This is a genomic window from Luteibacter yeojuensis, from assembly GCF_011742875.1.
Taxonomy (GTDB): domain Bacteria; phylum Pseudomonadota; class Gammaproteobacteria; order Xanthomonadales; family Rhodanobacteraceae; genus Luteibacter; species Luteibacter yeojuensis.
Genome location: NZ_JAAQTL010000001.1, coordinates 1,778,819 through 1,791,748, shown reverse-complemented (window position 1 = coordinate 1,791,748; position 12,930 = coordinate 1,778,819). Strand labels below are relative to the sequence as shown.

Genomic DNA, 12,930 nt, shown 5'->3' with positions numbered 1-12,930 from the left:
GATTTCATCGATCACCCGCAGCGAGTGCGATTAAGTCGCGGCTTCAGATGTTTCGGAGGATCGGACAGCGCCTCGCATGTGTTCCTTCACCATGCGAAGGGGGAATCAGCGACTACGCTTCTGCGGGGGCGTCGCCTGATGCGCCAGCATGTAGTCGCGCAACACGTTGTTGATGCGGGTCTGGTAGCGCTGGCCGCTGCTGCGAAAGAATTCCAGCACGTCGCGATCGATACGCAGGGTGACCTGCTGCTTGTTGATCACTTCTTCGAACTTGCCCGGACGATACCACTTGCCGTCGTCGACCTGCTCGGGGATATCGCTGAAGTCGACGGGGCGGCCCTCCAGGGCATCGAGTTCCGCGATTTCCTCGGGAGTGAAGGACGGAGGAGCGTCCAGATCAATGGTATAGCGAACGGTTTTTCCAGTAGTGGGTCGCTTCATGACGGGGTGCCTCGCGGGCTGAAATCAAACGGATGACCTTGTCGCGCATTGTGTAGACGACCAACAGAACTCGCCCTCGAACAAGTCCGAAGGCGACGTACCTGTCTTCTGCATGATCGCCACCATCGTGGTGCTCGACGTAACAGGGATCGAAGAACACTTTCGTCGCAGCTCGAAAGGAGACGCCGTGTTTCGCTTTGTTGGCGACGGCTTTCGCAGCGTCCCACTCGAACGTCAGCGCCTTCATTCGGAGGCACTACAAATGTAGCTACAAAAGTAGTTGAACTGCAAGAACCCAATACTTGTCATGACGGCATTCCTGTGGTCTAGCCATTCGGAAAGCCTGAGTGACGGCACGGCGCGTGTCGGCCGGATCGACACTCTGCGCGCTGTCAGTTCCGCCCCAAAAAGAAGCCCGGCTTGCGCCGGGCTCCTCTCGTTACGGTCGGTCGGTGCCTCGTCGAGGATCCGAATCGAAGGCGCTCACGTCGCCGACGTTCGGGGCGTGCGGGCCGACGTTGGTCGACGGGTTACCGCCTTGCGGGCCATCGCCGCCGCCGTGCGGACCGTGGCCGTCGCCGTCCGGGCCGTGCGTGTGGCGGATGGTCTGCGACACCTCGTCCATCTTGTCGCCCAGCATGCGGCGCACCGTCACGTAGAACACCGGGATCAGCAGCAGGCCCAGGAACGTGGCGAAGAGCATGCCGCCGATGACGCCGGTGCCGATCGCGTGGCGGGAGTTCGCACCCGCGCCGGTGGAGATCGCCAGCGGGAACACGCCGAGGATGAAGGCCAGCGAGGTCATCAGGATGGGGCGCAGTCGGAGACGGGCGGCCTCGACGACGCCTTCGCGCAGCGTTTTTCCTGCCTGCTGCTGTTCGACCGCGAATTCCACGATCAGGATCGCGTTCTTCGCCGCGAGGCCGATGACGGTGATCATGCCGATCTTGAAGTAGATGTCGTTCGGCAGGCCGCGCAGCATCGAGAACACCACCGTGCCCAGGATGCCCAGCGGCACCACCAGCAGCACCGCGACCGGGATCGACCAGCTCTCGTACAGGGCGGCGAGGCAGAGGAATACGATCACCACCGACAGGGCCAGCAGCATCGTCGCCGAGTTGCCGGAGAGGATTTCCTGGTACGACTGGCCGGTCCAGTCGTAACCGAAGCCCTTCGGCAGCTTGTCGTTGACGATACCTTCGACGATCTGCATCGCCTGGCCGGTGGAATACCCCGGCGCCTGGTTACCGACGATTTCCACCGCCGAGTAGCCGTTGTAGCGATTGAGTGTCGGTGCCGCCATCGCCCACTTCGAGTCCACCACCGTGGACAGCGGGATCATCGCGTTGTCCACCGACGACGTGGTGCTGGCCACGTTCGTATCCGGCGACGTGGCCGACGAAGCCGCGGCAAGCGTGCTCGGCGTGAAGATGTGCGAGAACGCGTCCGTGCCCATGCGGTAGGGCGCGTCGGCCTGCAGCATCACGCGCTTCACACGGCCCTCGTAGGAGAAGTCGTTGACGTATACCGGCGCCAGCGTGAGCTGGATGGCCGTGTAGATGTCGCTGACCGAGAGGCCCATCGTCTGCGCCTGGGTACGGTCCACGTGCAGTTGCAGCAGCGGCGCGTCTTCCAGGGTGTTCGGGCGCACGCCTACCAGCGCGCTGTTCTGCGCGGCGGCGCCCAGCAGCATGTTGCGCGCCGCGGTGAGCTGATCGCGCGACTGGCCGGCGCGGGCCTGCAGGTACATGTCGATACCGCCGAACTGCGAGAGACCGCGGATCGTCGGCAGGTTGACGACGAAGATCGTGGCATCGCGCACGGCCTGCATCTTGCCGTTCGCCTGCTGGATGAACTGGGTGGCGGTCAGGTCGCGGTCGCCCCAGTCCTTCAGGCGGATGAAGGTCATGCCCACGTTCTCGCCCTGGCCCACGAAGCTGAAGCCGGAGATCTGGAAGATGCCGTCCACGGCCGGATCCTTCAGCAGAATCCCGCGCTGTTCGGCCATCACCTTCTCGGTGCGGGCAAGGCTGGAACCCGGAGGCAGCTGCACGATGGCCAGCGCATAACCCTGGTCCTCGTCCGGCACGAAGCTGGTCGGCAGCCTGGCGAACAGGAAGCCGCAGAGTACGGCGATCAGCACGAACAAGACCATCCAGCGCGGTGCATGGCGGATCGCGCCGCCGATGTGGCCGGAGTAGGTATGCGTGACCCAGTCGAACAGCTGGTTGAACTTGCGGTAGACGACGTTCTTCTTGTGCGCGTGCTCGTGCCGGAGGATCGTCGCGCAGAGGGCCGGGGTGAAGGTCAGGGCGAGGAAGGCCGAGAAGCCCATCGACACCGCGATCGTCAGCGCGAACTGCTTGTAAATGATGCCCGAGGCGCCGGGCTGCAGCGCCGAAGGCACGAACACGGCCGTCAGCACCACGGTGATCGCGATGACGGCGCCGGTGATCTGGCCCATGGCCTTGCGCGTGGCTTCCTTCGGCGACAGTCCTTCCTCGGACATGATGCGCTCGACGTTCTCGATCACCACGATGGCGTCGTCGACGACGATGCCGATGGCGAGCACCATGCCGAACAGGGTCAGCTGGTTGATCGTGAAGCCGAGCGGCGAGAGGCCCAGGAAGGTGCCGAGCAGGGCCACCGGGATGACCAGGGTCGGGATGATCGTGGCGCGGAAGTTCTGCAGGAACAGCAGCATCACGAGGAAGACGAGGATGATCGCCTCGATCAGCGTGTGCACCACTTCCTCGATCGAGATGGTCACGAACTTCGTCGTGTCGTACGGCGCGAACCAGGTCACGCCGTCCGGGAAGCTCCTGGCCAGCTCGTTCATCTTCGCGCGCACGGCGTTCGCGACGTCCAGCGCGTTCGCGCCGGGCAGCAACTGCACGCCGAACGAACCCGTGGCCGTGCCGTTCCACTGCGCATTGAAGCCGTAATTCTGCGGGCCGAGCTCCACCCGGGCCACGTCCTTCAGGCGGACGACGGTGCCGTCGTTGTTGGCGCGCAGGATGATCTCGGAGAACTGCTCAGGCGTGGTGAAGCGGCCTTCCGCGGACACCGTGGCGCTGAAGCCCTGGCCCTTCACGGCCGGATCGGTGCCGATGGAGCCCGCGGCGAACTGCACGTTCTGCGTGCTGAGCGCGTTGCGCAGGTCGGTGGCGGAGAGGCCGTAGCCGCGCAGCTTGTCCGGATTGAGCCAGACACGCATGGCGTACTCGGCACCCAGCTGGCGGGTGTTGCCCACGCCGGGGATACGGGCGATCTGGTCGAGCACCTGCGACGACACGATGTCGGTCAGGCGGTCGCCGTCGATCGCCGGGTTCGACGAGGTCAGCGCGATGAACATCAGGAAGTCGGGGTTGGACTTCGCCACCACGACGCCCTGCTGGGTCACTTCCGACGGCAGGCGCGGCGTGGCCAGCGCCACCTTGTTCTGCACCTGCACCTGGGCGATGTCGGGATCGGTGCCGGACTCGAAGGTCAGCGTGACCTGCGCGGTACCGCTGGAGCTCGACGAGGAACTGAAGTACAGCAGGTGGTCGATACCGGTCAGCTGCTGCTCGATGACCTGCGTCACGGTCTTTTCGGTCGTGTCCGCACTCGCGCCCGGGTAGGTCGCCGAGACGACGACCTGCGGCGGGGCGATGTTCGGATACGACTCGATACCCATGTTGAGCAGGGCGATCGTGCCGCACAGGCTGATCAGGATCGCCACCACCCACGCGAAGATGGGGCGGTCGATGAAGAAACTCGGCATGTCGGTTTCCTTTTACTGCTTGCCGGCGGGAGCGGCGGCACCGGGGCCGGCCGCTGCCGCGGGTGCGGCCTGCGCGGGGGACGCCTTCACCGGCGCGTTCTCCCTCGCCTTGGGCAGGCCCTGGACGATGATCCGGTCACCCGGCTTGAGGCCGTCGGTGACCACCCAGTTGGAGCCGCTGATGCGATCGGCCTTGATCGGGCGGCGCACGGCCGCCGAAGGTACGGCCGTTTCGGCACCGGTCTGTGGGTTCTTGGCATGGCCTTCGCCGACGACCATCACATAGGCGTCGTTGGCGTCGCGCAGCACGGCGGCCTGCGGCACCAGGTAGACGTTGTGCAGGTCGCCGAGGGTGGCCTTCACCGTCACGAACTGGCCCGGAAGCAGGCGCTCGCCTGGATTGTTCAGCAGCGCGCGCAGGTTCACCGTGCCCGTCTGCGGATTCACCGTCGCCGAGGAGAAATCGAGCGTTCCTTCCTCGCCGAAGTCGGAGCCGTCCGGGAGCTGGATGCGCACGGTGGCCTTGTCCGTCGGCGACAGCGTGGCGGCGCCGGCGGCCGCGGCGCGGCGCATCGCGTCGAGGTCGGACACCGAGACGCTGAAGTTCACGTACAGCTTGTCGATCTGGTCGACGCGGGTGAGCAGGGTGGTCTCGCCCTGGCCCACCAGCGCGCCTTCGGTCACCTGCTGCTGCCCGGCGCGACCGTCGATCGGCGAGACCACATCGGTAAAGCCGAGGTTGATTCGCGCCGCCTCGGCGTTCGCCTGGGCCTGCTTGACCGCGGCGTTCGCGGTCCGCTCGTTCGCTTCGGCCGTGTCGAGGTCCTGGCGGGATACGTAGTTCTTGCCGATGAGGCCGCGCGCCCGATCCGCCTGCGCCTTGGCATTGACCGCCGAGGCACGGGTGGAGGCAAGGTTGGCGAGCTGGGCGTCCAGTTCGGCCTTGAGCGGCTGGGGGTCGATCTGGAACAGCTTCTGGCCGGCCTTCACGTCCGTGCCTTCCTCATACAGACGGTGCAGCAGGATGCCGGGCACGCGCGCACGCACGTCGGCCGTACGGTAGGCGGAGAGGCGGCCGACCTGGTCCTGGACCAGCGGCGCGTCCTGCGGCTGGGCGGTGATGACGCCCACTTCCGGCGGAGGCGGCTGCTGGGGAGCTTCCTGCTTATGGCAGGCGGCAAGCGCCGCGGCGAGGCCGAGGGCCAGCAGGGACGAGCGCAAGGGCAGGGGATTCATGAGAACTTCGTTCCTTTTCCAGGTTTCTTGTTCGTTCGCGCCGCCGCACCGGGGAAGGATGCCGCTCGCATGCATCGCTAGTGTTACCGCGTACCCAGCCCACCCGTCCTGTGCCTTACGGCCTCTTGCGTGTATAGGACGCCCGTGACGCTGTCTTGGTGCGCAGCGCCGCCGTGTGCTGATTCAACACGTAAGTATACCGTCCAGTTTAGAATCTCGGGTGCACTATCGTCAACGGGCCGTTTACGCATTCGCACGCGAATTGCTGCGATGCACACGATGCCCTTATCCGTTAGCGCCGACTCAATTCGTAGGCGCGTGGAGGCCCATGCGGCAACGCAGTGAAAAAACGCCAACGCGCACTCGCTCGCGGTGTGGCTAGTTGGCACCGGTGAGAGCTATGCTTTCACGGATTTCCGTCCTCCCCACATCGACAATCCGCCCATGAATGCGATTCGCGCTGCCGAAAACGGCCCGTTCCACGCCGTTGTCTTCGATGAACTGAATAAGCTGGACTACCCCGCGGAGCGCCTCAACGAGGCGCGCTTTTTTATCGAGGCCTTTTTCGAGCGGATCGCCCCGGCCGACCACGCGCTGCACGCGCCCGAGCGCTGGGCCGCGTTGATCGCCGACCTGCTCGCCTTCGTCCGCGAGCGCACGGCGGGCAAGGCGAAGGTCCGTGTCTACAACCCCGGTCAGTCCGGTAGCCGGGCGGTGGTCGAGGTCGTCACCGACGACATGCCCTTCCTGGTGGACACGGTGTCCATGGTCGCCGCCGCCCACGCGGACATCCACGCGATCATCCATCCGGTGGTGCCGGTGGTGCGCTCGGCCTCGGGCGTCCTCGAATCCATGGGCGCGGGGGAGAAGACCGAATCCGTGATGCGCTTCGAGATCGACCGCATCGACGAGGCCGAACTCGAGACGCTGAAGGCGAACGTCGAGGCCGCCCTTGCCGACGTGCGCGAGGCCGTGGGCGACTGGCGCGCGATGCGCGGCAAGATGGTGGAGATCGCGGACGAGCTCGGCAAGCGGTCCCTGCCGTACACGGCCGAGGAAGTGGGCGAGGCCACCGAGTTCCTGCGCTGGGTGGCGGACGACCATTTCACCTTCATGGGCTACCGCGAGTACGAAGTGGCCGCGGACGCGGGCGACCAGGTCCTGAAGGCCGTCGACGGCTCCGGTCTCGGCATCCTCCGCGGCGCCGAGCGCTCGGTGGCGCCGCGGTCGCTGCGTACCCTGGTGGCGAGCGAACTGCCGCGCTCGGGCGCGACCGACGCCATCATCCTCACCAAGACCAACGCCCGTTCGCCGATCCATCGCCCGGGCTACATGGATTATGTGGGCGTGCTCAAGTTCGACGAGCAGGGCCGTCCCACCGCCGAGCAGCGTTTCCTCGGCCTGTTCTCCTCCAACGCATACATGGCCCACCCGCAGCACGTGCCGCTGGTGCGCGACAAGTGCGAGGCGGTGATGAACCGCTCCGGCCTGAAGCGCGATTCGCATTCGGGCAAGGCCCTGCGCCACATCCTCGACACCCTGCCGCGCGACGAGCTGTTCCAGTGCAGCACCGACGAGCTTTACGCGCTCTCCATGGGCTTGCTCGAACTGGCCCAGCGCACGCGCACGCGCCTGTTCATCCGTCGCGACAGCTACGGCCGATTCTTCTCCTGCCTCGTCTACATACCGCGCGACCGCTTCAACACGAGCGTGCGCGAGCGCGTGGAGAACGTGCTGCGCGATGCCTTCCATGGCGAGCACCTCGATTCCGCGGTCCTGATGGGCGAAGCCGCCCTGGTCCGCCTGCACGTGGTGGTGCGTCCGCGTATCGGCGACCACCCGGTGTACGACGCGGCCTCCATCGAAGCGCAGATCGTGTCGATCGCGCGCAACTGGTACGACGACCTGCGCGACCGCCTGATCGAACTGGCCGGCGAGCAGCAGGGCATCATCCTCGCCAACCGCTACGGCAAGGCGCTTCCGGCGGGCTACGTCGACGAGGTATCACCCGAGGTCGCGGCCGCCGACGTGCGCGCGCTGGCCGGCCTCGACGGCCCCGACGCCATCAGCATGTCGTTCTACCATCCGCCGCACCGTCGGGAGGAGCTGCGCTTCAAGGTCTACCGTTCCGGTTCCGACATCGCGCTGTCCGAGGTGATGCCGCAGCTCGAGAACCTGGGCCTGCGCGTGCTCACCGAGCACATGTACGAGGTGAAGCTCGGCGAGGGCCACCTCTTCGTGCAGGATTTCGAGGTGCAGCCGGTGGGCCGCCTCGTGTTCGAGGTGGAGCAGGTCGGCACGATCTTCGAGGATGCGTTCGAGCACATCTGGCGCGGCAGCGCGGAGAACGACGGCTTCAACCGCCTCGTCCTCGGCGCGAAACTCGGCTGGCGCCAGGTGGCGGTGCTGCGCAGCTACTGCAAGTACCTGCTGCAGACCGGGGTGGCGTTCTCGCAGGCGTATATGGAAGACGCGCTCAACCGTTACCCGGCCATCGCCGGCCTCATCGTCGAACTGTTCAACGCCCGCTTCGATCCACGCCGGGAAAGCCTCGACGGTGCGGAGCGCGAGCGCGCCGAGAGCCTGCTCTCGCACGAGATGCATGCCCTGTTGGACGCGGAAACGCTCGCCGCGCAGCCGGGCCTCATCGGCAATCTGGTGTCCTCGCTCGGCCGTCCGCGCGGCGAGCAGGTCGCGGCGGTGGAAGAGGCCATCAACGCCCTGCTCGACAATGTGTCCAGCCTCGACGAGGACCGCATCCTGCGCAGCTTCATCGCGCTGGTGCATGCCACGTTGCGCACGAACTTCTTCCAGGCCTGGGACGGCGCCTACCGTCCGTACCTCAGCTTCAAGTTCGATTCGCATCGCGTGCCGGACCTGGCCAAGCCGGTGCCGTTCCGCGAGATCTTCGTCTATGCGCCGCGCGTGGAAGGCATCCACCTGCGCTTCGGCTCCGTGGCCCGCGGCGGCCTGCGCTGGTCCGATCGCCGCGAAGACTTCCGCACCGAGGTGCTGGGCCTGGTGAAGGCGCAGATGGTGAAGAACACCGTCATCGTGCCGGTCGGTTCCAAGGGCGGGTTCTTCGTGAAGCGTCCGCCGGCGGGCGGCGACCGCGATGCGCAGCTGGCCGAGGGCATCGCCTGCTACCGCATGTTCATCAACGGCCTGCTCGACATCACCGACAACCTCGTCGAGGGCAAGGTCGTCCCGCCGCACGACGTCGTGCGGCATGACGAAGACGACCCGTACCTGGTGGTCGCCGCGGACAAGGGCACGGCCACGTTCTCCGACATCGCCAACGCCATCTCGACCGAGCATGGCTTCTGGCTCGACGATGCCTTCGCCTCCGGCGGCTCCTACGGTTACGACCACAAGGGCATGGGCATCACGGCCAAGGGCGCCTGGGAGTCGGTGAAACGCCACTTCCGCGCGCTGGGCCGCGACTGCCAGACCCAGGATTTCACCGTGGTGGGTGTGGGCGACATGTCCGGCGACGTGTTCGGCAACGGCATGCTGCTCTCGGAGCACATCCGCCTGCTGGCCGCGTTCGACCACCGCCATGTATTCCTCGACCCGAATCCGGACGCGGCGAAGTCGTTCGCGGAACGCCAGCGCATGTTCGCCCTGCCGCGCTCCTCGTGGGACGATTACGACAAGTCGCTGATCTCCGCCGGCGGCGGCGTCTATCCGCGTAGCGCGAAGTCGATCCCGGTGTCCCCGGAAATCCGCGCGGCGCTCGGTATCCGTGCCGACGTCGCCCACATGGCGCCCAGCGATCTCCTCTCGGCGATCCTGAGGGCGCCGGTGGACCTGCTCTGGAACGGCGGCATCGGCACCTACGTGAAGGCCACCTCCGAAACGCATGCCGACGTCGGCGATCGCGCGAACAATTCGCTGCGCGTGAACGGCAACGAGCTGCGCTGCAAGGTGGTGGGCGAGGGCGGAAACCTGGGCATGACCCAGAAGGGTCGCATCGAGGCCGGCCAGGCCGGCGTGTTGCTCAACACCGACTTCATCGACAACTCCGCGGGCGTGGACACCTCCGACCACGAGGTGAACATCAAGATCCTGCTCAACGACGCCGTGCAGCGCGGCGAGCTCAGCTTCGACGGCCGCAACCGCCAGCTGGCGGAAATGACCGACGAAGTGGCGCGCCTCGTGCTTTGGGACAACTACCGGCAGAACCAGGCCATCACGATGATGGAGCACCAGTCGGTGCGCCGCCTGGGTTCGATGGCCCACTTCATCGGCACGCTGGAAGCCGAAGGCCTTCTCGATCGCCAGGTGGAGTCGCTGCCGACGGCCGCCGAACTGGCCGAGCGCAAGCAGCGCGGCCAGGGCATGACGCGTCCCGAACTGTCGGTGCTGCTCTCCTACGACAAGATCCGCCTGTTCCAGCAGCTGCTGGAGTCGGACGTGCCGGAAGATCCGTACCTGTCGCGCGAGCTGGTGCGCTACTTCCCCGTGCCGCTGCACGAGAAATACGCCGAGCACATGCAGCGCCATCGCCTGAAGCGCGAGATCATCGCCACGGCGGTGACCAACTCGACCATCAACCGCATGGGCGCCACGTTCATGATGCGCATGCAGGAGGACACCGGCCACGGTCCGGCGTCCATCGCCAAGGCTTATACGGCGGCACGCGAGATCCTGGACGCCCGCGACCTGTGGGCCGAGATCGAGGCGCTCGACGGCAAGGTGGCCGAGGATACGCAGATCGACGCGATCCTGCAGATCTGGTCGCTGCTGCGCCATCTCACGCGCTGGCTGCTGAACCGTCCGGGCGGTTCCCTGGACATCGCCGCGAACGTCGATCGTTACGCCAGCGAGGTCACGAAGCTGCGCGAGGCGCTGCCGGACGCGCTGACCAACACCGGTCGTGGCGACTTCGCCGCCAGCCAGGAGAAGTGGGAAGGCCTCGGCGTGCCCAATACCCTGGCCGTGCGCCTGGCCCGCGTTCCGGTGCTGCGCTCGGCGCTGGACATGGTCGAGGTCTCGAAGCAGAGCGGCAAGGGCATCGCCACGGTCGCCACGGTCTTCTACGAACTGGCCGAGGCGCTCGACCTCGACTGGCTGCGCGGCCAGATCGAGGCGCTGCCGGTGGAAGGCGCGTGGCACGCGCAGGCACGCGGCTCGCTGCTGGACGAGTTGAACGCCCAGCATCGCGCCCTGGCCCTGCAGGTGCTCGGCGTCGCCGGCGATCGCACCGACGTCAGCCCGGTCAAGGCCTGGCTGGACCGCGACGACGCGACGCTGAAGTACACCCGCGCGATGCTTGCGGAAATCCTCACCCAGAACGCGGACTACCCGATCGCCTCGGTCGCCGTCCGCCGCCTGGCCCAGCTGGCGCAGATTCCGGTCTGACGCAGATACCTGGCCGAGAGGGCCGCGATCACCTGTAGGAGCCGCTAGAGCGGCGAGAAGCCAACGAAGCCATGAAGCGGCGAGGTAGATTCCCCTCGCCGCTATAGCGGCTCCTACAGGTGTCGCGCCCGCCGACTATCCGACCTGCCGCGTTAGGGACTAAGCTCCGGGTTGGACCCGGATGCCCAACTCCCCAATGCGCCTAGCCTTCGTCGCCAGCGAAACCGAAGTCGCCCAACGTGCCCGCGCCGCCCTCATCAAGCGCTATGCCGGCGTGGAGCCGGGCGAGGCCGATATCATCGTGTCCCTGGGTGGCGACGGCTTCATGCTGCGCACCCTGCACGCACACCGGACCCTCGGCGTGCCGTTCTACGGCATGAAGCTCGGGCGCCTCGGTTTCCTCATGAACCAGCACGATGTGGACCACCTGCCCGAGCGCATCGAGAAGGCGCACCCGGCCGTGCTGCATCCGCTGGAAATGCACAGCACCTGCTGCGACGGCGTGGAGCATCGCGCGCTCGCCTTCAACGAGGTCGCGCTGCTGCGGCAGAGCAACCAGGCGGCGCACCTGCGGGTTCGCCTCAACGGCGAAGTGAAACTCGACGAACTCGTCTGCGATGGCATCCTCGTGTGCACGCCCGCCGGTTCCACGGCCTATAACCTGTCCGCCCACGGTCCCATCCTTCCGCTGGACGCCAACGTGCTGGCGCTCACTCCGATCAGCCCGTTCCGCCCGCGCCGCTGGCGCGGCGCCATCCTTCCCCATGCGACGCGGGTCGGCTTCGACACGAAGGACCCGAACAAGCGCCCCATCAGCGCCACGGCCGACTTCCACGAGGTGCGCGACGTGCGCATGGTGGAGATCCGGCAGTCGCGCCGCAACGCCGTGCGGCTGCTGTTCGATCCCGAGCACAACCTTCAGCAACGTATCCTCGACGAGCAGTTCGCCCCATGACCGCCCCCGATAGCCACGACACGCCGAACGGTCCCGACGACAGGCCCGCTGTCCCGGGCGCTGCCGATCCGGACCATGCCGTCGCCGCTGCGCCGGACGATGCGGGAAGCGCGCCGGCGCCCGAACGGCCCACCCATGGCGCTCACTCGGATGCCTCGGTTCGCGACAACCGTCTCGTCGTGGCGATTTCCTCGCGGGCGCTGTTCGACATGGGCGACAGCCACGACCTGTTCGAGCGCGAAGGTCTCGATGCGTATCGCGCGTACCAGATCGAACACGAGGACGAATTGCTGAAGCCGGGTGTCGCATTCCCGCTGGTGAAGAAGCTGCTGGGGCTCAATGCGCTCTCCGGCGACGTGCCGGCGGTCGAAGTGATCCTGCTGTCGCGCAATTCGGGCGACACGGGCCTGCGCATCTTCAACGCCATCCAGCACTACGCGCTGGGCATCTCGCGCGCGGCCTTCACCAGCGGCGCGCCGACTTCCGATTACATCGCACCGTTCCGCGCCGATCTCTTCCTTTCCGCGAACGCGGAGGACGTGGGTCGCGCGCTTCGCGCCGGCGTGGCGGCGGCGACGATCCTGCCGTCCACGGCACCGCAGCGTTCCAGCGAGCAGCTACGCATCGCCTTCGACGGGGACGCGGTCATCTTCGGCGACGAAGGGGAGCGGGTGTCGAAGGAGCAGGGCCTCGACGCCTTCCACCGCAACGAGACCGAACGCTGGGCGGAGCCCTTGTCCGGCGGCCCGTTCCGCGGCTTCCTGGCCGCGTTGCACCGGTTGCAGGCGGCGTTCCCCGCCGAGACGTCGCCGATCCGCACCGCGCTGGTCACGGCGCGTTCCGCACCGGCGCACAAGCGCGTGATCCTCACCTTGCGCCGCTGGGGCGTGCGCATCGACGAGGCGCTGTTCCTGGGCGGTCGCGACAAGGGTCCGTTCCTGGATGCCTTCGGCGCCGACATCTTCTTCGACGATTCGCCGGCGAACGTGGAGTCGGCGCGCAAGCATGTGGCCACCGGCCACGTGCCCCATGGCGTGTCCAACCCTTGACGTCGTCGTGAGGGTTGAGCCGGCGATCGACTGTAGGAGCCGCCATAGCGGCGAGAAAACCTCGCGACACCCCGCAAGATCGCCCTCGCCGCTATAGCGGCTCCTACAGAGGAACAGGG

The 12,930-nt window shown here is 66.7% G+C and carries 7 protein-coding genes; 3 read left to right on the top strand and 4 right to left on the bottom strand.

The window, feature by feature from the left end:
- Positions 1 to 105: 105 nt before the first annotated feature.
- The 4 genes from HBF32_RS08275 to HBF32_RS08260 form a co-directional block, all read right to left on the bottom strand.
- The gene (locus HBF32_RS08275; RefSeq protein WP_166699194.1) at positions 106 to 441 is read right to left on the bottom strand and encodes a BrnA antitoxin family protein; all 336 of its coding nucleotides are present in this window, start codon (positions 439 to 441) and stop codon (positions 106 to 108) included.
- Positions 398 to 688: a BrnT family toxin gene (locus HBF32_RS08270; protein ID WP_205287722.1), complete on the bottom strand. Its 291-nt coding sequence runs from the start codon at positions 686 to 688 to the stop codon at positions 398 to 400. The genes HBF32_RS08275 and HBF32_RS08270 overlap by 44 nt, the downstream gene beginning before the upstream one ends.
- Positions 689 to 880: 192 nt before the next feature.
- A complete protein-coding gene (locus HBF32_RS08265) occupies positions 881 to 4,207 on the bottom strand; it encodes an efflux RND transporter permease subunit (RefSeq protein WP_166699193.1) in 3,327 nt (1,108 codons plus the stop codon).
- 12 nt (positions 4,208 to 4,219) lie between these two features.
- Positions 4,220 to 5,443, bottom strand: coding sequence for an efflux RND transporter periplasmic adaptor subunit (locus tag HBF32_RS08260; RefSeq protein WP_166699192.1), 1,224 nt, complete (start codon positions 5,441 to 5,443; stop codon positions 4,220 to 4,222).
- A 444-nt stretch (positions 5,444 to 5,887) separates the two neighbouring features.
- On the opposite strand from HBF32_RS08260, the gene HBF32_RS08255 reads away from it, so the two are divergent.
- The 3 genes from HBF32_RS08255 (at position 5,888) to HBF32_RS08245 (ending at position 12,811) form a co-directional block, all read left to right on the top strand.
- Positions 5,888 to 10,807, top strand: coding sequence for an NAD-glutamate dehydrogenase (locus HBF32_RS08255; protein WP_166699191.1), 4,920 nt, complete (start codon positions 5,888 to 5,890; stop codon positions 10,805 to 10,807).
- A gap of 196 nt (positions 10,808 to 11,003) precedes the next feature.
- Positions 11,004 to 11,762: an NAD kinase gene (locus HBF32_RS08250; protein ID WP_166699190.1), complete on the top strand. Its 759-nt coding sequence runs from the start codon at positions 11,004 to 11,006 to the stop codon at positions 11,760 to 11,762.
- Complete coding sequence (locus HBF32_RS08245; protein WP_240147804.1) at positions 11,759 to 12,811, top strand: 5'-nucleotidase; 1,053 nt, start codon at positions 11,759 to 11,761, stop codon at positions 12,809 to 12,811. The genes HBF32_RS08250 and HBF32_RS08245 overlap by 4 nt, the downstream gene beginning before the upstream one ends.
- The last annotated feature ends 119 nt before the right edge of the window (positions 12,812 to 12,930 follow it).